This window comes from Bacteroidia bacterium, assembly GCA_037045145.1.
Taxonomy (GTDB): domain Bacteria; phylum Bacteroidota; class Bacteroidia; order AKYH767-A; family OLB10; genus OLB10.
This window is the reverse complement of sequence record JBAOIA010000012.1, coordinates 1,050,378-1,072,476: the sequence shown is the minus strand read 5'-3', so window position 1 is coordinate 1,072,476 and position 22,099 is coordinate 1,050,378. Positions and strand designations below refer to the sequence as shown.

The 22,099-nt window shown below is 38.4% G+C and carries 14 protein-coding genes and 1 tRNA gene; 2 read left to right on the top strand and 13 right to left on the bottom strand.

Annotation, left to right across the window (positions count from 1 at the left end; translation table 11 throughout):
- Nucleotides 1-180: 180 nt before the first annotated feature.
- The 4 genes from V9G42_13870 to V9G42_13855 form a co-directional block, all read right to left on the bottom strand.
- A complete protein-coding gene (locus tag V9G42_13870) occupies nt 181-1,719 on the bottom strand; it encodes a T9SS type A sorting domain-containing protein (protein ID MEI2760512.1) in 1,539 nt (512 codons plus the stop codon).
- Nucleotides 1,716-8,666 (bottom strand): T9SS type A sorting domain-containing protein, encoded by a 6,951-nt coding sequence (locus tag V9G42_13865; protein ID MEI2760511.1) that lies wholly within the window; start codon nt 8,664-8,666, stop codon nt 1,716-1,718. The genes V9G42_13870 and V9G42_13865 overlap by 4 nt, the downstream gene beginning before the upstream one ends.
- Before the next feature lie 20 nt (nt 8,667-8,686).
- Nucleotides 8,687-9,139, bottom strand: coding sequence for a hypothetical protein (locus tag V9G42_13860; protein ID MEI2760510.1), 453 nt, complete (start codon nt 9,137-9,139; stop codon nt 8,687-8,689).
- A 441-nt stretch (nt 9,140-9,580) separates the two neighbouring features.
- Nucleotides 9,581-9,654: transfer RNA gene (locus V9G42_13855), tRNA-Ile, on the bottom strand.
- A gap of 81 nt (nt 9,655-9,735) precedes the next feature.
- On the opposite strand from V9G42_13855, the gene V9G42_13850 reads away from it, so the two are divergent.
- Nucleotides 9,736-10,362, top strand: coding sequence for an HAD family phosphatase (locus V9G42_13850; protein MEI2760509.1), 627 nt, complete (start codon nt 9,736-9,738; stop codon nt 10,360-10,362).
- Here V9G42_13850 and mce read toward each other — a convergent pair.
- The 7 genes from mce to V9G42_13815 all read right to left on the bottom strand — a co-directional run bounded on the left by mce (nt 10,359) and on the right by V9G42_13815 (nt 18,568).
- Entirely contained in the window at nt 10,359-10,763 is a 405-nt protein-coding gene (gene mce, locus V9G42_13845; protein MEI2760508.1) for a methylmalonyl-CoA epimerase, read from the bottom strand. The genes V9G42_13850 and mce overlap by 4 nt on opposite strands.
- Nucleotides 10,750-11,448, bottom strand: coding sequence for a rhomboid family intramembrane serine protease (locus tag V9G42_13840; GenBank protein ID MEI2760507.1), 699 nt, complete (start codon nt 11,446-11,448; stop codon nt 10,750-10,752). Before V9G42_13840 ends, mce begins: the two co-directional genes overlap by 14 nt.
- A gap of 155 nt (nt 11,449-11,603) precedes the next feature.
- The gene (locus V9G42_13835; GenBank protein ID MEI2760506.1) at nt 11,604-12,050 is read right to left on the bottom strand and encodes a GNAT family N-acetyltransferase; all 447 of its coding nucleotides are present in this window, start codon (nt 12,048-12,050) and stop codon (nt 11,604-11,606) included.
- Between the two features lie 4 nt (nt 12,051-12,054).
- Entirely contained in the window at nt 12,055-13,644 is a 1,590-nt protein-coding gene (locus tag V9G42_13830) for an ABC transporter ATP-binding protein (GenBank protein MEI2760505.1), read from the bottom strand.
- A gap of 40 nt (nt 13,645-13,684) precedes the next feature.
- Nucleotides 13,685-17,260: a M1 family aminopeptidase gene (locus V9G42_13825; GenBank protein MEI2760504.1), complete on the bottom strand. Its 3,576-nt coding sequence runs from the start codon at nt 17,258-17,260 to the stop codon at nt 13,685-13,687.
- A 3-nt stretch (nt 17,261-17,263) separates the two neighbouring features.
- Complete coding sequence (locus tag V9G42_13820) at nt 17,264-18,142, bottom strand: ABC transporter ATP-binding protein (GenBank protein ID MEI2760503.1); 879 nt, start codon at nt 18,140-18,142, stop codon at nt 17,264-17,266.
- A 72-nt stretch (nt 18,143-18,214) separates the two neighbouring features.
- Nucleotides 18,215-18,568 (bottom strand): hypothetical protein, encoded by a 354-nt coding sequence (locus V9G42_13815; protein MEI2760502.1) that lies wholly within the window; start codon nt 18,566-18,568, stop codon nt 18,215-18,217.
- Between the two features lie 271 nt (nt 18,569-18,839).
- Here V9G42_13815 and V9G42_13810 point away from each other — a divergent pair, with 271 nt between their 5' ends.
- Complete coding sequence (locus V9G42_13810; GenBank protein MEI2760501.1) at nt 18,840-19,178, top strand: gamma-glutamylcyclotransferase family protein; 339 nt, start codon at nt 18,840-18,842, stop codon at nt 19,176-19,178.
- A gap of 10 nt (nt 19,179-19,188) precedes the next feature.
- On the opposite strand, the gene serA is transcribed toward V9G42_13810, so the two are convergent.
- Together serA and V9G42_13800 are read right to left on the bottom strand one after the other, a co-directional pair.
- Nucleotides 19,189-20,418 (bottom strand): phosphoglycerate dehydrogenase, encoded by a 1,230-nt coding sequence (serA, locus tag V9G42_13805; protein ID MEI2760500.1) that lies wholly within the window; start codon nt 20,416-20,418, stop codon nt 19,189-19,191.
- A gap of 460 nt (nt 20,419-20,878) precedes the next feature.
- Complete coding sequence (locus tag V9G42_13800; GenBank protein MEI2760499.1) at nt 20,879-22,048, bottom strand: T9SS type A sorting domain-containing protein; 1,170 nt, start codon at nt 22,046-22,048, stop codon at nt 20,879-20,881.
- Nucleotides 22,049-22,099 lie beyond the last annotated feature (51 nt).

The window sequence follows — 22,099 nt, the reverse complement described above, 5'->3', positions numbered from 1 at the left end:
TTGTCCAAAAGAAACGAACCAAAGAAAAAGACACCAACAAAGCCAACCGTAAATTTTCTTTTTACGCAAAGCCTGCCCTACATAAGCTGGAAAATTTACGGTTCGCACCTTTGTTGGATCGTCAGCGCACGGGGATTGTAGTATTATAAACCGATACATAGCTGTTTTAAAAATACTACGTTACTCTTTAAAGACAACCAACTTTTTATGCACCCTTTCATTGCCACTGCTAATCACACATTGATAAACACCGTTAGCGATTTTGGGCAATGAGATGTATTGCAATGTACTCCACTGCGGCAAATTTTGCTTGTAAACTTCTTTACCTGTAATATCAAAAATTTGGAGTGTGCCGGATTTGTTCTGTGGTAAGAGATAAACTATTTTGAAGTTGCCGTTTGATGGATTAGGAAAAATAGAAAATTTAAAATCATGCACGGCTAAATCATTAATGCTTGTTAAAGAATCACAAGGGCTGCCGACTAAGCGACCGAGATAATAGTTTGGGTGGACTGGAACTGTTCCTAAATTAAAACACGGCAGATGAATGTTGTGTAGGTTAACATTACATGCTGTACCCGCACTATCTGGATAATCTATTTCGTGCAAATCTAAAACGCCATTTGTTGATGTCAGATAAACCTTGCAGTTAGCTGCAAGATACATAGTATGAAAATTTGTGTAAAAAGGAGGAGACGGAGATGGAAATGTATCGCTTGTAGCAACTAACTGCAAACTTCCGAATACAGTTAATGAATCTGTATCAAGTTGATATAAGTGATGAGAGGAACCAAAGTAGAGGTATCTTGAGTTAGAAGAAAATGCAGTACCATAGCCTAATAAGGAATCGGTATAGTCAACAATAGTATCAAGTGTAAATGTTGCATCGCAACGGTCAAAATGAAACAGTCTCATATTTTCAACCCATGTTTGAGTGATGGTGCTGTAACCATTACGATATGCAAATTTACTTCCGTCAGGTGAGAAGACAGGCTGCCCTGCCCAATCACCATATACAGGAACATTTAGATTTTGGCTACCAATATATTGTACATTGTTTGGGCTTATTAAAAATTTATACATAATGCCAGCATTATTATTAAAAGCAACTACCCACCAATCTCTACCGTTTCCGTGCTTACAGGCTGCCATTCCATGACCAAATGAGCCCGATAATGCAACATTATTTTTAGAAACAACATCACCTTTTCCACTATCCAGTGTTTTGTCGATAATGGTATAGAATATCTCTGGAGAATTTAACGTTATTGACCCTGCTGTTTGGTGAAATAAAACAAATTTGTCAGTATCATTGGGCATGGGCAATATAATGTTACCATTAATTAATGGTAATCCATAATCTTTAAAACTTGTTGCTGCCCAGCCAGGATTTAGCCCAGTCCCGTTAGGCATTGTATCTCCTATAGAATTAGCAATCCAAATACCATTGCTGCTCATTAAAAAATTTCCATTTTCGTCAGAGATATTACCCTGTGTCTCAGCAAAAGGCATTTTTCTCAAGTGTGGAATCAGAGAATAGCTGCTATTTGTAAAATCCATTCGCGCCATTGTATCGGTTGGATTGCTAATATTGTAATGATAGCCTAACAACCACGTATGATTATAGCCTTGTCCACAGGACTTGTTATTAATAAATAACAAAGCAACCAGCAGTATAACGCTGCCAGTTGCTTGTGTTATGTTATTTTTATTTATCATCTGATAATTACCAGTTTTGAATGAACGCTGTATTTATTTTCAGCGTTTACTTTAATGGTGTATGCACCCGGTGTAAGTTTTGATACATCAATTTTTGCAACAGCATCTTTGCAGTTAAGCGTTTTGGTTACAATAATTACACCCAGTGCGTTGGTTATTTCAATGGTGCATAGTCCTTCGAATTTACCAATTAATGTTATTGTTACCTCATCATTTGCAGGATTGGGATTTATGTTGATGACTTTAATTTCCTGCTTTATATTATTGCTATTGTTGTTACTTTGCCTGTATATTCCACTTTGCAGGCACACATTATCGTCATCGTAATACACAGAATCGTTTACCAGTGCAATTAATGTCCGTGCGCGCTCAACGGCAGGCCCCCCGGCATAGGGGCATTGAGATGCAATGGCAAAGAGTTCTTCGTAATTGTTGGTTATTATCAAAGTACCCTCTTCCATAAACTGCATTTCGCGTTCGTTGATAATTTGCGTGTTTTCCTGTGGGAGATTTTCAGGCACTACTATTTCATTTACCAGTTCGGCCTGAGTGAAATTATCGTTCATTAAGGCATCACGTTGCATATTTATGTTTTGTATGGTTTGGGTTAAAAAATTAATGGTATTGATAAACTGTTCCTTTAATGCTTCCCAATTTGGCGGCTGATTCTCCTCAAGCCAAACTATGCTATCGTTTAAAATATCAATTTGGTTGTTGGCACTGTCAAGCAGGTTTATGTAAACCGTATCAAAACTGTAAGCAGCCCGCATATATTCTTCGGTATCGTATAAATATCCTACGGCAGCATCTTCGTTTTCTGACATAAATGCAACAAAAGCTGAATCTTCCAGCAGCAATGTTGAATCATTGGACAGTAATGCGTATAAATATTCTTCGGCAATGGCACGGCTTTCTTCGGCAAATTCTTCGGTTTCAAATGTGCCGTTAGCAATCAGTTCTTCTACTTCTGTTGCAGTAAGAGCCGGTGGAGGAGTGTTGCACACAGATGAATTAGAACAATAAAAAGTATTACCTGATGATGGATTAAACCATCCACTTATGTTATTTAAAGGCCAGTAATCGCTGCTTAATGTTGAATCTACAATGAAACGAGAAAATGCGGGTGCTTGTGAGTTTCCGCTAAAAGCCTGATAACTTAAATTAGTATTGTTCCAACGATTACCAAAATGAGTTTGCCAACCAATGCTGCCAGAGTTATTGATGTATAAACCATTGTAATGGTGATGAAACTCTGTAGCTTTTAAATAAGTGCTTGGGTTTACACCGCCAAAGTAAATGCCGCGATGAGTGCTGTCAACAGAATTGCAGTAAAGCGAGTTGCTTCCTAATAGTGAGTTGTTTCCCATTAGAATGCCTTTGGAAGAAGCATTAAGACCACTGCTATATATTCCTGAAATACTATTGCAACTAATGCTTGAATAACGGTTTGCCCAAATAGTAATACCACTATTGTTGCCGTTGTTATTTATTTTTATGTTGTTGAATTTGATTTTGGCAGTGTTAAGCACACCAGAATAGATGCCGTGCTGTGCATTATAAAGATTTATAGTATTACCATTGCAGTAGTAGCGTACAGATGCGTTGGGATTGGCCTCGCTCATCCATATACCATAATGTCCGAGTGAAAAACCTGAGTTGACAGTGCCACTGATAGTAATAGTGTTATTATTTGCAATCATGAATTTAGCCAAAGGGTTAGAGACAAAGAATATTCCGATATGCCTTGATGTAATTGTACAATTGGTAACAGTGCTTGTTTTGGCTGCCGGTGTTTGAATGCAATAAACACCGTAGCGCACGTTGAGCAAATGAAGGTAGTCAACCGCAACGGTTACACCTCTTGCGTAAATTCCGTATTCGGCATTGTCAACAGTGTTATATGTTGTTGCCTCCGGTAATACTCTAATCATTGCCAGCGAAGTAGTGCTTGCATCAGTAGCCATAGCCATGCCCTGATATTGATTTGTATAAGATACATCTTTTGTAATGTTATAAAACTTTGTTCGTTTAATGTTTATTATGCTATTGTGAGCTACAAACCCATTATTCAATTTATAAAACTCATTTAATTTACCTGCTATGCCTCCCAATGTCATTATAATATTATTAACCTCTATGCCGGTATATGGTAGATTGCCATGTGCAGGCTGTCCAATGTAATCGGGTTTAAATATTATTGATTTCATTGCAATTTCTGTTCGACTTACAGTTATGGATGTATTAACAAATCCGGTTGCCGGTGGCGCATATATGCCACGTACACAATCTACAATACTAGCAGAATCAATAATAGCAACAGAGCCTTTATTTGTTGTTATTCCAACATCAGCATCTTTTAGTGTACTGTTGTTTAGTAGATATATTCTTCCTTCATTGTTTACCAATATACCTTGCCACATAGTATCACAACTTTGTATGGAAGTGTTATTTAGTACAAGAGTACTGTTTGCCAATACGATTATTTGTGAACCTGCATTGGCATAGACCATACAGTTATTTAAAACTAATGAATCACTTACATAATACTTTCCTGCAATGAAAATAGAGATATTGTTGTAAACCTTTTTTCCCGAATAGGTACTGTCTGCAAAGGTAGTGTCGGTATTTGCACAAACATTAAGAACCGTCACACAAACACTATCTTTCCAAACCGTGTTAGCCGGAGAAGTAATGGAGGCTACATTGTAAAAACAACTACCCGGAGAGGTAAAATATCCTGATACGGTAAAGGTGGCGCATTGCATGGAGTTTAGCGTTACTGTTGCAGGCAGTGTGCTGTTGGTAATCACAAAATTTGCAGGGGTGTTGTCTGCAAGGATACCGGTCTGCGTATTTACGCTGTTGTTACACACGGTAATGGTGTAGGTAAGCGTGTCGCCTACGTTGGTTGTGTCGGTGCCGGCAGTTTTGGTAATGCTCCAGCAGTCTGTACAGGCAGTGCTGTCCATAAACAGCGGATTCTGGTTGTTGTAGTTAAAATAGGCTGTATAGGAAAGCGAGTCGCCACAGTAGTTTTTGCCGGCTACCAGTATGTTGGGCAAAATGGTGTCTGAGGCAAATGCGCACTCAGGAATCAGATTAAAATAAACACAAAACCTGTCGGTGAGGTGTATGCCGCCATTGGCAAAGCCCAAAGCCTGCATGTTGGCAGGTGTTATCTGCCACGAGGGGGCACTGCCGGTAAGGTAGGAGACCGTAACGGGCGTAGCATTGGGGTTCAGTATATAGGCACTGAGTATGTTCAGCCCCTGTGGTATATTAATCAGCCCTGCAAAGTCGGGATAGGCATATCCCGGATTGCTGTTAAAAATGCAGGTAAATTTTTTAAGGGTGTCGCAAAGGGTGTAATTATTAGGGATATATCCTTTGCCTTCGCCAGTGATGGCTGCCTCAAAATATTCTATTCCAAGCGTCACAGAGCCGGCACCACATACCGTATCGGGTATTTGCGAAGTGGCCGTAGGGAAGCCGTTGCAGTTCCATCCGTAATATAAAGGGAAGGAGTTTATGGTGCTGTCGCAGCTCACAAAAGTAGCGCATAGCTGCCCTGTAACAGAATCACCGGCTGCCAGATGTGCCGTAAGCGGAATGATGCCGTTAACAGCATTGATGGTACTCTGACCCGTGGGGGTAAACTGCCAGTTTTGAAGGGCAGGGATTGCCCCATTTAAAGGCACTCCCAAAAACACATTGTCGGCACCGGTGCTGTAAATGTCAGGCGTTCCGGGCTGTACAACAACCTTTGGGTTGAGCACTTTAACTGTCCAGCACAACTGTTGCTGCTGTGCATTGGCAACGTTGCTCACAGGCAAAACAAGGTTCAGGTTGGGCTGTACCAATAGCGGTTGTATGTTGGCATTAAAAGGAATGGAGTCTGCTGCTGTTGCTAAAGGTGTGCAAGAGAGGTTTTCTGTTGGATTGCATTCCGACTCAAACAATCCTGTGCTGCTATAAACGGACGACAGCGGCAGGGTGTCAATAGTGTTGCTGCAGTCGAACCTTCGGATAAAACACTGCAATTCCAATCGGGTAAACTGGTCGCCAGCAAAGGCAGCCGTGTCATTGCCTGCGGGACTCATGCTTTGTTGCAAACAATGCATCACTGGCAGTGCGTCAAAGGGTATCTGCACCAGACCTGTAAGCTGTGGTGGTGTCAGCGTGTCGTAAGCAGAAAAGGGTGCCATCAGTTGTCCGTTGTTATCGTAATACACACCGGAACGGACTCTCATCAGGGAGATGTAATAACCGTTAGGTATCTGAAAACTGATGGTATCGGCAAAAAGTGGCGGCACTCTATATTCGTATGGATAAACATCAAAGATACGGTTTCTGTAGCCTGCAAGGTCGGCAATATAAACGGCAGTGATTCGTTTTTCGCAACCCTGACTGTTGGTAACAGTGCTGTTGTTGTAGTACGAGGTAGGTGCAAAGTAAAACCTGCCGCCAAAAGTTTCGCAGTAGAAACGTGCAGAGTCAATAAAGTTCTGATTGGGCAACGGATAACCACTGCTTGCGTTAAAGGAATAATGAAAGTCTGTTTCCATAGCACCAACGGTGTTGGGCATTTGTGGCAGGGTTGCAATGGCATCGGCACCTTGCTGTTTGCCTGTAAACCACAGGTTGTTGCTGATGGGCGAATTGCATACCAGATTGCTTATAGAATTAAACGGCAGACGGTAGTTGCCGCAAACCGAGTAGCGCACTTTAAGCCTGTAGCGTTGCCCTGTTTTAAAAGCCACAAAGGGAAAAGAGTTGTTGGTAAAAGTTTCGAAGGCCTGGATATTGCCACCGGTGGTGTCGCAAAAAGTAAACAGCAACTGATTGCGCGGCACATCGGCCAAAACACAATGGCTGTAAGCATCGGCCCGATTAAAAGCCACCACACTTTGAGTAACAACACTATTGCCTGTTAGCCCAAAGTCTGCACAATCTATGCAGGCATTGGTGTTGGGAATGAGGGTGTCAATATAAAGCACTACACTGTCAATGGTAAGGTTAAAAGAATCCAGCCCAAAGGGAATAATGCGGCTCAGTTGCATAAAGTGCAGTGGCACTCCGGCAGTCACTAATTGCTGATAGGTGTATCCGCCACCGGTGCCGGAGTTGTCGCCATCCTGAAAATAGGCGGAAAGATAATCTTCCAGCGTATCGCTGTAATGGGCAAAATTTTCGTTCAAATAATTTTTAAAAGTGTTGTAATAGTTGTCGCCTTTGATTATCTTTGTTGCATTATCAGTGCGGCTGTCATTATTGCTGTCCTGTAAGCCAAAAGAAACACGATTTATTTTATAATTTGAAACAATAGCACCTGGGGCAAGGCATCCAGGGCAGTGGACACTTATCTGGTCACCGGTGTAGCTTAGCGGCAGCCATTGTTGACGCACATCAGAAATCACGGGCAGGGTATTGGGCGTGGTTTGTGTCAGGGTAAGACAGTTTGACGGATTGGGCAAGGTATAGAAATTGATTTGATAGGGTGTTGCTCCTTTATCAATTCTGCAGCAGGCCTGCACGGTAAATTCAAAATGGGCACTGTCTAAAAATGCTTTAAAGCCTGCACTGTTCATGTTAAAATAGTAGTTGTAGTTTCCGGCTTCACAAAGGTTGGTGTCAACAGCAGCAAAAACATAATCGGGTTTTAAAACAAGGGTGTCGCCTTGCGTAATACGATAGTAAACCAACTGTGCATGCGTGGCAGGACCGGCAATGCGCAAATTGGTGTCGCAATGTACCTCTGCTCTGAGCCATCCGTTCATCAGGCAGTTGTTTACAGGCACACTGCAACCATAAAGCTGATAGTCATAAGGCGATGGCAAGAGTCCTTTTAAACGCACTTTCAAAAGAGCGCTGTCGCCAAAGGTGGCGCCCGGTGCTACGGAAAGGTCTGTCACCGTGGGGCTGAAAATTAAATTCTGAGAAACATCTGCCGACCCTCCGCTGGCATGGGTGCTGATGGACGTAGTGTTGGCTAAGCCTATATTATAGTCTGCAGACACACCATCGCCACAAACTTTTCTTCCCTTAACAGAATTAAACCCCCAATGGTTATAATTTTTTTGAATGTTAAACAGGTTGGTATCTTCTTCGGAGCAACGCAGGGTATTAAAAGCGATAATAACGGTATCCGCATTGCCGAAGTTCTTTATTTTGAAGGCTGCTTCAAACAAGGCATCGGCAACTAAATTTTTGCACAGCCAGTCGCTGCGGTGCAGGGTATCCACAGCAACAGTGCAAAGGCTTCCTGTATTTTGTTGCCAGCTAAAACTTTGAAATGGAATTAATGACAGTGCATTATAATTGGGCAGGGCATTATTGAGTGTTGGAAAGGATTGGTTTATGTTAAAGAACAAAGAATCCATGGCTCCCATACCACTGTTGGTAACACGATATTGCCAGTGAACAAAGTTCACCGTATCGTTCAGGCAACTGAAATCATACAAAGAGTCTGCTGGCGCCAGACGTTCTATTTTCACAACAGGAGCATCGCCACTGTTAATGTAGTAGTTTACGGTGATACCATTTTTGCAATTGGTGCAGAAAATATTTGATGGAATGTTGTTGTTGCATGTCCATTGCAACTGCGCAGCTACAGACCCGCAGGCAGGGCTTTTATCCAAACATTCATTAGCCTGAACAGCCTGCCTGATGACAAGGGTGTCGCCAATGTTCAGCACCTCAGCAATGTTGGGTGTTGTTGGAACAAAGTTGCCGTTTAACCCAATATTATATTCCGGTTGCCCTGTTGTAATCCGTTGACAATAGTTTGTAGCATCGGGTGTAAAAGTAAAGTTGAAATTGAGTTTTGTAGTACCGGTGTTCTGATAGTAGAAATAAAGAAATGAATCTGTTTTGTAGTAGGCCACCTTGTTGAGGTTAGAGGATAAGGACACCAGCTTGGGTATCTGCACATTGAGCGAGGTGTGCACATTGCCCTGATTGTTGACAGCTAAAGTATAGTTAGTGCAGAAGAGTCTGTAAATGTTTGGACAAAATTAATATTGCTGTTTCCTTGGGTTGTATCTGAAATAATAGAGCAGTCAATAAAAGCATGATACGATAGTGTTACAGCGTTGCTGTTGGTTACGGTAAAACTCATGGTTTGCCCGTTGTTGTAGGTAACTACATTGCTCACATTGTTAGATGCAGCAATATAATCAAGATAGATGGGGCTTGCATTGCTGCAATTTGCCGCAGGCGCATTGCTAAGCGATGCAGTAATGATTACCCTTGCTCCGGTGGCTCCGGAAAATGAAAGGGCATAAACATTGCTCTCGCAGGCACCTATGGTGTCGGGCGGCAGTGTTAAGGCAATATTTACTGATTGTGATTGCGCTCGTGTAAAGAATGTAAACAGGCAGAGCAAAACGGCTATTGCAGTTGCTTGGATTTGGTTTTTCATATTATTTGGTTTTTTGGGTGTGACTAAATTACATTGATTTTTTGGATTTTGTAGGGGGGTAAAAAATAAAACGCGGGCTAATTCCTATGCTCGTCATAGAGGTTCTTGCAAACCTACAGCACGAAGCAAAAGGAACGCCCACGTTTTACGCAGGCGTTTCCACTTTTACTCTCCTGTGCTGTTAAAATTTTGCAAGATTTCTATGACAGGAAACTTTAAAGCGAAACGCTTATATTTTATTTCACAATTTTATTCTACTTTATTTCTTCATTTTTATGATTCATCTTTGTTTTGTGCGGAATTCATTTTCCGCTTTGTAAAAGTGGGCAAAGATTTTGAAACCAGCAAATTATTTTATAATTTAATGGAAATAAAATCATTCTCAAGGTGGTAATAAAAGAAAAAGGACAATCATTTTGAAATTATGATTGTCCTTTAAAGTGGGCCCACCTGGGCTCGAACCAGGGACCCACAGATTATGAGTCTGTTGCTCTAACCGACTGAGCTATGGGCCCAAAAAAGAATTATATGTTAAATGAACTTTAAGGGCTGCAAAAGTATATTTTTGCACGCAATAAACAAAAGATAGTAGGAGAATGATTAAAAATATCATTTTTGATTTTGGAGGTGTGTTGTTGCCTATTAACACAGAAAAAACTGCAATTGAGTTTGCAAAGATGGGGCTCGATAATTTTGAAGAACTCTATTCCATGAAGCAGCAAGCAAAATTTTTTGATGACTTTGAAAAAGGTTTGATACCTGCCTCGACATTCAGAAGCGAAATCAGAAAACATTACAAGCGGCCGCTTTCTGACGATGAAATTGATTTTGCCTGGAATGCTCTAATAGGTGAAATGAATCCCGAAAGGTTTAATTTTCTGAACGAACTTAGTGGCAAGTACAATATTTACTTATTGAGCAATACCAACATTATTCATCATACAGCATTTATAAAGAGCCTGAATCAGACTTTTGGTAAAGACCGTTTTGAAAAACTGTTTGAAAAAACTTATTATTCTTTTCAAATGGGAACACGAAAGCCTGATAAAAGAATTTTTACTGAAGTGATTAAGGATAGCGGTGTGATTCCTGCTGAAACAGTTTTTATTGACGACAACTTGAATAATGCCTTAGGTGCACAGAAGGCGGGGTTGAATGCTATTCATCACGATGTTCAGATGGAAATAGAGAAAGATCTGATGGCAATGCTCTCTGCTTTTTAAGATTTAATTTCCTGACACAATTCTACCAGCACACCATTGGTTGACTTGGGATGAAGGAAACAAACCAATTTATTGTCGGCACCTTTCTTTGGCTCACTGTTTAAAAGTGTAAAACCGGATTGTTGCAATCTTTGCATTTCTGCCTTTATATCATCTACAGCAAAGGCCAGATGATGAATTCCTTCACCACGTTTTTCAACAAATTTTGCGATGGCACTTTCAGATGAGGTAGCTTCTAAAAGCTCAACCTTTGTTTCACCCGACTGAAAAAATGAGGTAATAACATATTCGCTTTCAACATTTTCTCGTTTATAAGACGGAAAACCTAATAATGCTTCAAATATAGGCTCAGAAATTTGCAGACTTTTAACTGCAATGCCAATGTGTTCAAGATTCTTCAGTGCCATTTTGCTCGTCTGATTTTTTATACGAATAAACAATTTTTAATGATGACTGCGGAGCATTTTCATCATTTTCGTGATTATCAAATGTTTCATCATCATCTCCCCACTCATAAACTTCCTGCTGCTGACCTTCCTTTCTGAAAACTATTGCACAAAGTATTCCGGACAGAGCTCCAAATAAATGCCCCTCCCACGAAATTTTTGGAACAACGGGAAAAAGTCCCCAGACTAAACTTCCATACAGAAATACCATAAGCAATGAAACGGCAATTAGCCCTGTATGCTTTCTGATAAAGCCACTTAAAAATAAAAATGCTGTGATGCCATACACAATGTTGCTGGCTCCAATATGATAATTTTCGCGTCCGCCAAGCCAAAGCCAAAAACCACTAAGAATATAAATAAGTAATGTCACCCTCACAGCCAGTTCTTTATAAAAATAAAATAACATACTGCCTGTAACTATCAGCGGGATAACATTGCTGAACAAATGTTCCCAGTCGGCATGAAGAAATGGAATAAATAAAATTCCTTTTAATCCACTAATCTGTCTTGGTAGTACACCATACACACCTAAATCGGAATGTGATAAAACTTCAAAAACTTTTACACCAATCATTATTAGTGATAAGATGAGTGGTATAGTAATGCTTTTAAAAATTTTGCGGACTTCCGGATGCATGTGTTTTACCTTACAAACAATCTGCCATTGTAATAAATTGAGAAAAATCTGCCTTTATTTCTGATGCTATTCCTTGTTTGGCAGTGATTTGCTGATTTAATGACAACGTGTTTTTTGAAATTTTAGATACACAAAAAAATGCAGTATAAGGAAAACTAAAGTGTAATTTTACAATTGATCCATTCAGCATCAAAAACAGTATCGTATTTTTTATAAAAATTAATTGCAGGCTCATTCCAGTTCAACACCTGCCATTGTAATTGTTGGCAGTTACATAACTTGGCTTCTGCAACAACAGCATCAAACAATTGCTTGCCTATTCCTTTTCCGCGTAATGATTCTTGAACAACAATGTCATCGAGATAAAGACATTTTCCCTTCCATGTTGAATATTTGATAAAGTAGATGGCAATACCTGCAATTTTTTGATCTGCTTCAGCAACCAACAAATCGAAAATTGGTTTTTCGCCATAGCCATCTATAAGCATTTGCTCAACAGTATTGATAACTTGTTCAGGTGCCTTTTCAAATGCTGCCAATTCTTTGATAAGTAGAAGTGCCGGTTCAACATCAGCGGGTGTTCCTTTGCGAATGGTTATCATTTTTCTATAAAATTGATCTTAATAATATCTCTGAATATGTTGTTGGGTGCTCCTCAAATAATTTTTCTGTTTCTAAATAACAGTCAACCTTGCCTTCTTTCATCACCAAAACAGTATCACACATCTGACGGATAACTTTCAGGTCGTGAGAAATGAAAATACATCCGAAATGAAATTGTTGTTGAAGACTGTTTATCAATTCAAGAATTTTTGCCTGAACAGTAACATCAAGTGCACTAACAGCTTCATCGCAAATAAGCAAATCTGGAGAAGGAATCAGTGCGCGGGCAATACACAAACGTTGCTTTTGTCCGGAGCTTAGCTCATGCGGAAATCGGTTTAAATGTTGTTCCGTTAGTCCTACTTTTTCAAACCAATCAACAATTTTGTTTTTAACAATAGTGGCATTTTGTGGTGAATCATGCAATTTCATCACTTCACCAAGTTGTTTCCCCACAGTCATAACCGGATCGAGTGACCCATGCGGATTTTGAAATACAGCCTGAATTTTTTTTCGCCAAGGTTGTTCCGTTCGAATCGGGTAGTGTATAAGATTTTCTCCGTTTAATTTTATCAATCCACTATCCGCTTCAATTAATCGAAGTAATAATTTAGCTAATGTTGTTTTTCCTGAACCCGATTCACCAACAATGCCTAATGTTTCTCCCTGCTTTACTGTAAAGATGATATTGTCAACAGCATTTGAGGTGTTTTTTGTACTTCGAAAAAGCCCTTGCCGTTGGTTGAAATTTTTATATAAATTTTCTACAGTCAGAATATTTCTTTCACCAATAATTTTGTTTCTTTTAAATCCTGAAGGGCGACTTTGCAATAGCTCTTTTGTGTAATCATGAGTAGGATGTGAAAATAATATCGGTGTCTTTCCTTGTTCAACCATTTGTCCTGCATGAACCACTAAAGTGTGATGTGCAATGTGTTTTACAACTTCAAGGTCATGACTGATGAACAACATACCCATATTATTTTCTGATTGCAGTTGCTGTAAAAGCAAGAGTATGTCTTTCTGTACTGAGGTATCGAGTGCTGTTGTTGGTTCATCAGCAATAAGGAGTGATGGATTACAACAAATAGCCATTGCAATAGCAACACGTTGTAACTGTCCTCCCGAAAGTTGATGCGGAAAACGTTTACTGATTTGTAATGGATTTGGTAGCTTTACTTTTTCAAAGAGTTGAAATACTTTTTCTGTTGCATCATTTTTGCTTAATGAGGTATGCTTTCGAATGGTTTCTGCCACCTGATGTCCACAAGTAAATATCGGATTAAATGCCTGCATTGGCTCTTGCATTATCATAGCTATATGACGACCTCTGATTGCAGTTAATTGTCTTTCATTCAATTTCAATAAATCAACAGGTTGTTGCATATTGAAATAGGCATTGCCACCCAATACCACGTTTTTACTGTTCAACAATCCGAGTAATGCCAATGATGAAACTGTTTTTCCTGAGCCTGATTCACCAACTAATCCTAATGTTTCACCTGCTGCAATAGAAAAAGAAAAATCCTTTACAGCAATTATAGGACTGCTGTTTTGATGAAATACAACGTTCAGATTTTTTACCTCAAGCATGGCTGCCAAGATAAAAACTAAAAGTCTATGTAAGAAAAAATTATTGTAAGGATTTTACTTCCTTTATGTTATCCTCACTATTTCTGTCAATGAGTTTATGCAAAGGGTCAATACCAGCCTTAGACGGTTTGTTATCAACAGTAATAACTAATGTTTTTCTGCCACCTGTAAATAATTGTTTCTGCAAATATTGATAGGAGTGTTTTCCTGTGCCATCATATTTCATTATGCCCACATCAATCCAGTCATTTGGTTTAACCCCTGTTTCATTGCCCATACTGTCAGCATAGATTTTTGCTGTCTCTATATCTAAAGTAACCTCATATTTATTTCCTTTCTTTTTGTATGCCGCTTCAACACATTTTAAATCGAACAGTGTGATACGGTTAAACATATCTTCTATCACTTGTTTTAAACTGTCAGGTGTTGCATCAGCAATGTACTGCACAAACTGTGGTGCTTGCACATAGGGTGGCGATTGAAATCCATACGTTTTAATAAATCTGTGTAATGCTGCATTAAGCGTGTCTTCACCCAGATAATCTTTCATGGCATACATAACCAAGCTTCCTTTTTGATAATGAATATATCCCTGACCATCGTTGCGTGCAATGGGTTGCTCGTTTATTCTTTCTATTGAGCGACCGGAAAGATATCCATCCAACTCATATTTAAGAAATTTTTCCATAGCATCTTTCCCGAATTCTTTTTCCATCACCATAAGTGCTGTGTATTGCGCCATACTTTCTACCATCAATGTAGAACCCTGGCTGTTGGCACCACAAACCTGATGCCCCCACCATTGATGTGCAACTTCATGTGACGTTACATAAAATGCATTGTCTATATCTGTGTCTTTGCTGACGTCATATATAAAACCAATAGCTTCGCTGAAGGGTATGGTGTTTGGAAAAGATTGTGCAAAAGTTTCATAGCGTGGAAATTCCAGAATACGAACCTGACGGAACTGATAGGGCGAAAAATTTTTCTGACAATAAGCCAAAGTTTTTTTAATGGCCTTATTCATTTTTTCAATATTCCATGAATGTGTTTTGTGGTAAAATATCTCAATATTAATTCCCTGAAAGGAATCACGAAAAACTTCATATCGTGCACTTAGAAAGGAATAGAAATTAACCATTGGCGCATCCATTTTGTAATGGAAATATCGTCTTCCGTTTTGTGTCCATTCTTTTTGAAGGTATCCCGGTGAAACTGCAATCTGATCGGGTGATGTGCTTATAATACATTCATATCTTATCCAGTCTGCATCATTAGCTAAGTAAGTGTTGTTACGCGATGCACTATCACTAAGCAAACGCATGGTGTGATTTTTTCTCGGAAGCTCTTCCTTTTTTCTGTCGCTGTTATCGGTCAATTCAAACGATTCTGAATATCCAAATGCTGGCAGATAGTTGTTGTTGATAAAAGTGCCGTTGTTTACCAATCCCAATTCTTCTTCTGAGTTGGCAAATCCGTTGTTGATGTATTCAATGTCAAAATATACTTTAGTAGAATCATTGGGTTGTAATGGATGAGCTAGTTTATAAATAACAAACTGCTTCTGATAGTTTTCGACTTCATCAGCCAGAATATCAAAACCAAACCTGTTGATTTTTATATTCTCATGTGCCCAAGTTATTAAAAATGTATCAATCGGTAATGCAGATTTGTTTTGGATGATATAATATCCTTTAATGGCAGCATATCTTTTTTCAGGAACCAAATCAATATTTACATTTACTGCTGTAATTCGTGGCTGGTTAAAATCAAGGTATTTGCGAAAGCGTTTTTCGTATTCGGCCTGTTCATGTCTGACTGCCTTATCGCTTTTAAATTTATGCAGGATGTTGGTGTTGTAAAAAATAAAACATCCTGAAACAATAAAAACTAAAAGCAGCGACCAAACTATTTTTTTTCCTCTGCTATATTTCCATTGTTGTAAAAATATTTTCCACCGGGCTTTTATTCCAATTTCGCTTCCATGACGATTCATCATAACACCAAGCACGAAAAGTATAAGCCCTAAACTTCCCCAATAAAGCAAGAACATATATTTTGGATAAAGAAAGTGTCCGTATCCATTCATGTCGGAGTAGGGTGCAGAAGGTATGTTGCCGTACCAAATCATTTTATGTGTTATCCCCATTGCTGCCGCTGCCATTCTACCGACAAAATAGGCAATCATTAATGTATGGCCGATAAATTTATTGTTGACCATACTGTGAATGAAAAATGCAAGTAACACAAGTAAAATCAAACTTGGGTACTGACTGACAAAAAGTGTTTTCAGATATACGTCAATATCGTAACGATAAAAACCTTTTAATGTCTGAATTAAAATTCCTATAAACAAGACGGTAAATTGCATCATTGCCACAATAAGACACATGGCAAAAAACTTGGCTGTTATTAATGCATATCTTGAAACAGGTAGTGAATCTGTTATCAGATGAATGCCGCGTTCTCGTTCTTTCCATACCAACTCACCTGAATAAAAAGTGATAATTATCAAAGTAAACAAGGTAAAATTTCCTGTTAAATCATCAATGATGGCATAGGTAACAGGGTAGATGGTAGTGCCAAACATTTTACCTATTTGTGGCATTTGACCAAGTATAAGAATTACACCACAAATCCAGATTGCAATAAAGGGAACAGACCGAATAGTCCCGAAAAAATCAAATCGCACCATTTGAAGCCATTGCTGCAATCGGGTTGAAAAGGAATAATCTTTTGAAGTTTCAAGAAGGCTAATGTGACTTAAATTTTCAGCACTAATTTTTTTCTGAATATTTCTGCTACGCAAAACAAATGGACTTGCCTTTGAAAACTGAAACAACCGATAGGTAACAAGCGCACCAATTAAAGCTATGACTATCCACAACAAACGATTCCACAACAGATAACTTTCCAATGGTATTGTTTGCAGATTTTTTTCAAATGGAGTCCAGTAGCGTGTAATGTAAAATGAAGGAGTGATACCAAATACATCGAATAAGGCAAACTTTGGATTGTTTTCTACATCACCTGTTGCAGAAGTTAACACCAAATAGAAAATAAAGAAAACCATTCCTTGCAGATATATTGCCAGTTGATTTCTGAAAAGCGAACCGGTAGCAAAAAACATTACACCCAGAATAAATACATTAGGTATGACGATGTACAGAAAGGGAAGTACATAGGCATTCAACATAAAAGGGCCTAAAACTTCTTTGTCAATCCACGGCATTACTAGCCCTGTTAAAATGCCTAATGGTATTCCGAAAAAAATAAATAATGTTGTGAAGTATGAACCTAAGAAACGTCCTCCAAGATATTGCGCTTTTGAAACGGGAAGCGTAAACATAATTTCATGAAAGTGATGCTCGTAATCGCGATAAACCGGCACACCCATTACTGCGGAAATAATCAAGGTGCCTAAAAGCGTTAGAATGAGCATAACCTGATATATGGTGTAGGGTGAGTTTTTATGAATGTTGCCAACAGCACCACTTATAGAGATAGCATCTGTTGCAGCAAACAAAAAGCTTATCAGAAAAAGAATGGCTAAGTAGATGTAAGTTGCAGGCCTTCTGAAACGGTACGACAACTCAAAAGAGAGTACACTCCACATAACTTAAGGGTTTAGATTGCCATTAAGCACAGAAAAATAAACATCTTCCAAAACGGGCTGCGCAATGGCGAAGTGGTGGTTAAGAGGCTCTTCGCTCCACACATGCAGTTCAATCAGTCCGGTGTTAAATTTTTGGGATATGACATTGTGTTTTGTCATCAGTTCGCGTGCAGTGGGCTTGTCAACCTGACAGGTCCATATTTTTCCCTGCACCCGTTTTATTGCTTCTGCCGGGTGCCCACTGAACATTACTTCGCCTTTATTGATGATGGCCATCTGAGAGCACAACTCCTTAACGTCTTCAACGATATGTGTTGAGAGAATTACAATGACTTGTTCACTGATTTCACTTAGCAGATTTAAAAATCTGTTCCTTTCTGTTGGGTCAAGTCCTGCTGTTGGTTCATCAGCAATAATAATTTTAGGATTACCGATTAATGCCTGTGCTATTCCAAATCGCTGCTTCATTCCACCACTAAAACCGCCTAAATTTTTGTTGCGTACTTCATACAGATTTGTTTGCATCAACAGACTTTTTACAACTTCTTCACGTTCTTTTTTAAGATGTACACCTTTTAATAATGCCAGATGGTTAAGTAATTCCTGTGCAGAAATGTTTGGATAAACGCCAAACTCCTGTGGCAAATACCCTAAGATTTTTTTTACTTCTTCTTTATCCTCAAGTACATTTAAATCGTCTAAAAAAATATTGCCACTGTCTGCATTTTGTAAAGTAGCAATAGTTCGCATCAAAGATGATTTTCCGGCACCATTGGGACCCAACAAACCAAATAGTCCGTTTTTTATTTCTAGGTTTATGTTTTTTAAGGCTTGCACTCCGTTAGGATATGTTTTTGTCAGGCCTTTTATAGTAAGCTTCATTGGCAGAAGTTTGATTTTTGTGTTTATAAAAAATAGAAACTGCAAAAGCAGTAAACAATGTAACAGGTCTTGTTAACGGCTAAAGTAACGAAGAAATGAAAACAATGATGCAAAAGTTCTTTTCTGCTGATGTGCCACCACCTCAATTGGCGAAATTGTAACAGAGGCAATATAGTTGCTACCATACTTTACTGCAGGATAAATTTGTTGGTTGATTTTATTTGCACGGATGGTGACAACAGGTAATTCTACGGCTTTTAGTTCTGAAGCATTGGTAGTAATAGTGACTTCAGGAAGTTGTTGATAAGGTATTACCTCACCCTGCATAATAATTGCAGGAACTACAACAGGTGGTTGTGCGTTTTGTGCCAGTGTAGGTAATACTGCTGCTGCTAAAATGATGGTTAATAATTCGAAGCGTTTCATCTGTATATGTTTTTATTGATTATTGCGATGCAAAGATATATTTATAAAACAGTACTATGCAACACATAGTAGTATAAAAATTTATATAATATTGAAAATCAATCATAAAAATTTAGTCTAAATAATTGAATTACTGGTTTTATACTTTTCTGAGAACCATTAACAAGACGGTTATTATACTTAAAATGTTACAAAACAATTTGAATGGCACATAAAAAATGACTGATTTTTTTTGTCATAACACTAATATTGCCACAACAAAATTTAATCCGTGCACCACTTTTTGTTTTCTTACGGCACACTGCAACTTGAGCGAGTCCAACTTGAAAATTATGGACGCAAACTAAAAGGCAACATAGATTTGTTGAAAGGCTATCGAATTGATGATTTAGAAATTACAGACAGTGACGTAATTCGTAAAAGTGGAAAGCATATTCACCCTGTGGCTGTTCATTCCGGAAATGAAACCGATGTTATTAAAGGAATGATTTTTGAAATTACAGAAGAAGAATTACAGGCTACTGATAGGTATGAAGTGTCTGATTATATACGTGTAATGGAAAAATTGGAATCCGGAAAAGAAGCATGGATTTATATCGGTAAGAAATAATTAATAGTCATTAATAAACTCCACGAACCCTGATAGTCTCTTTGCTGTTTTTTAAATCTGCTATCAATCCTGCAGAAGCTTTTTTATCAATATCAACAGCCACATAACCTATAGCATTATTGGTTTGAAGATATTGACCTAGGATATTTGCTTTATGTTTACTCATAATGGTATTTATTTCTGATAGTACACCGGGCACATTGTGGTGAATATGTAAAATACGATGCGCACTTTGCTGTAAAGGTAAATTCAATGCAGGGACAGAAACACTACCCATACTGTTGCCGGTTTCAAGATAACGGATAATTTTTCCGGCCACATCAGTACCTATATTTTCCTGTGCTTCAAGTGTTGACCCTCCAATATGTGGTGTCAACAATACATTATTCAAGTGTTGTAGGGGCGATTGAAACAGGTCGCCCTTATGTTGTGGTTCGTCAATAAAAACATCGGCAGCAAGTCCTGCTAAATGTTTTTCTGTAATGGCATTCACAATAGCCTGTTCATCCATCACCTCGCCACGACTCAGGTTGATGAGTACACTGTCTTTTTTCATTTTTCGTAAAAAAGATTCGTTCACCATATTGCGCGTTGCCGAAGTTCCGGGTACATGCAGCGTCACAATGTCCGATAGCTTGAGTAAGTCATTTATACTTTTACAAGCTTTGGCATTTCCCAAACTTAACTTTGGCTCTACATCATAAAAAATCACCTTCATGCCTAATGCCTCTGCCAAAACAGAAACCTGACTGCCTATGTGGCCATAGCCGATTATCCCAAGTGTTTTACCACGAACTTCAAAACATCCGGCACTGTCTTTTAACCATTGTCCGGCAAGGACAGCTTTACTTTTTTCGGGAATTCTTCGCAACAGCATGATGCAATTGGCTATGACTAATTCTGCCACAGAGCGTGTATTGCTGAAAGGCGAATTAAAAACAGCTATTCCATTTTCTATGGCATCACTCATACTCACCTGATTGACACCAATACAAAAACATCCCGTTGCTATAAGTTTGTCGGCCTGTTTAATGGCAGCAGCAGTTAATTGTGTTTTTGAACGAATGCCAAGAATATGGACATTATTTATTTTTTGCAGTAGTTCTTTTTCTGATAATGCACCTGTAGTGGTTTCAATTTGTGTGTAGCCTGCATCTCTGAACATTTCCACAGCAGCAGGATGAACACCTTCCAGTAAAAGGATTTTTATTTTTTCTTTTGGAAAACTTGTCAACGCCATTACACTATTTTGCTGCAATGATAGTTTGTTTTATCTGAACAATATCAGTATATGTTGTACAAGTTATTTACAATCTGCTGAAGCAAGATAAAACTAATTAAATTAGAGTGGAAATACAAAAATGGTTTTATAAAAAGTGTGTTTTACTCCCTGACAATTTTCATTGTTTTAATTTCACCTGCAACATTAGTTAACTTAATAAAGTAAATGCCGTTTGAATTTATATTTGGTTTAACCACAAAAGATTGCTTAGGCAGAAGTTTTAAATCTTCTGAAAATACTTTACTGCCTATTATGTTATAAATTTCAATTTTCGCTAACTTGCTTTTCGAATTAATACAAAACGAATTGCTCAAAGGGCTAATAAGAGGGTGAAATTTTATTCAAATTTATATACTTTTTTATAATTGATTACCTTGAAAAAGATAAAATTTGTGGGCGAAGTTTTACAGACTAAATTCTAATTTACAATTAATTTCTTGTAATAAATTTTATCACCTTCAGTTATGAGGACAAAATAGATTCCTGCAGCAAGTTTTTTGTTTATTGTAAAGGAATGGGTACTTGCTTTTTGAGATGTATATACCGTATTTCCAATACCATCAATAATGCAAACGGAAAATATACCTGTTGTATTGAGGTTACTTATTCGAATCAAATTATTCTCTGATGGGTTCGGATATATTACGAATGATGAATTATCTGAAGCTGACACCGAACTGACACCGTTATTAATTTCACAACACAAAGTGTCGTTTAAGGGGTTTGTGTCTCCGGGCAATTGGGTGAAGAAGCAAATGGTGTAATAACCATTTGGCGCTGTAAAATTGCCCATTGAAAAACTATCAGCCTTGATGGAAGTTAGGGAGCCATTATAAATTGAAAAAAATGGTGTTCCACCATTGATGATAACACCAACGGGAATAGAGAGTAAAGTGTTTGAACCAACATTAGCAACATTAGCCGTAGCCACATTAAAAGGTTGTTGTGTATTCTTAGATGGAGAAATTATCGAAGCAATGGATGCATCATTGTTAGGCAACGTATAAATAGAAAAATCATCAATAGTAATTCCATCGTAGAATATTGATGCATCAGAAGAAAACCGAAATCTGAATTGAACATCAGAGAAACCATAAACCGAATCTAATTTAATGGCAGAAAAAGCCCAACAATTTGATGTGCCTGACCAACCCCAGTCTCCAACCACGTTATTCGAATTCCAGTTAATGGTTGGAATGTTATCATTGAATCCAAGTATCTTCCATGTAGTTCCTGAGTCTGTCGAGTATTGAAGTAAAGCTCCATCCCATTGTACTTCTATTTTGTAGTTTAACCAAAACGATAAAATAGAATTGGTAGAAGTACTAAAATTAAAGTGTGGAGAATACAAATAACACAAGGTGCTGTCATTGTAAGCAGAATCAAGCGAAATATCCCATGCATTGCTGCCGGAATGAGCGCCTGTAGTTAATCCGAAGTTTGGTGTTCCAAGCTCCCACGAACTTCCACTGTAGGTGCTATCAAACCAGCCTTGTGCACCATTTTCAAAGTCGTTAAAGTATGGGGGTGTGATTTGTCCTTTCGCAGCAAAAGTGGACAGGCAAAGTAATAAGAATAGATTTTTCATGGTTGTTTAATTTACACGATGTAAAACTAAATAATTTTCCGGCAGACTGTT

What these genes read in the sequence shown, in the direction of transcription:
- V9G42_13870 (MEI2760512.1), bottom strand. Translation starts at nt 1,719, where the DNA reads ATGATAAATAAAAATAACATAACACAAGCAACTGGCAGCGTTATACTG.
- V9G42_13860 (MEI2760510.1), bottom strand. Translation starts at nt 9,139, where the DNA reads ATGAAAAACCAAATCCAAGCAACTGCAATAGCCGTTTTGCTCTGCCTG.
- V9G42_13850 (MEI2760509.1), top strand. Translation starts at nt 9,736, where the DNA reads ATGATTAAAAATATCATTTTTGATTTTGGAGGTGTGTTGTTGCCTATT.
- V9G42_13840 (MEI2760507.1), bottom strand. Translation starts at nt 11,448, where the DNA reads ATGCATCCGGAAGTCCGCAAAATTTTTAAAAGCATTACTATACCACTC.
- V9G42_13835 (MEI2760506.1), bottom strand. Translation starts at nt 12,050, where the DNA reads ATGATAACCATTCGCAAAGGAACACCCGCTGATGTTGAACCGGCACTT.
- V9G42_13830 (MEI2760505.1), bottom strand. Translation starts at nt 13,644, where the DNA reads ATGCTTGAGGTAAAAAATCTGAACGTTGTATTTCATCAAAACAGCAGT.
- V9G42_13825 (MEI2760504.1), bottom strand. Translation starts at nt 17,260, where the DNA reads ATGTGGAGTGTACTCTCTTTTGAGTTGTCGTACCGTTTCAGAAGGCCT.
- V9G42_13820 (MEI2760503.1), bottom strand. Translation starts at nt 18,142, where the DNA reads ATGAAGCTTACTATAAAAGGCCTGACAAAAACATATCCTAACGGAGTG.
- V9G42_13815 (MEI2760502.1), bottom strand. Translation starts at nt 18,568, where the DNA reads ATGAAACGCTTCGAATTATTAACCATCATTTTAGCAGCAGCAGTATTA.
- serA (MEI2760500.1), bottom strand. Translation starts at nt 20,418, where the DNA reads ATGGCGTTGACAAGTTTTCCAAAAGAAAAAATAAAAATCCTTTTACTG.
- V9G42_13800 (MEI2760499.1), bottom strand. Translation starts at nt 22,048, where the DNA reads ATGAAAAATCTATTCTTATTACTTTGCCTGTCCACTTTTGCTGCGAAA.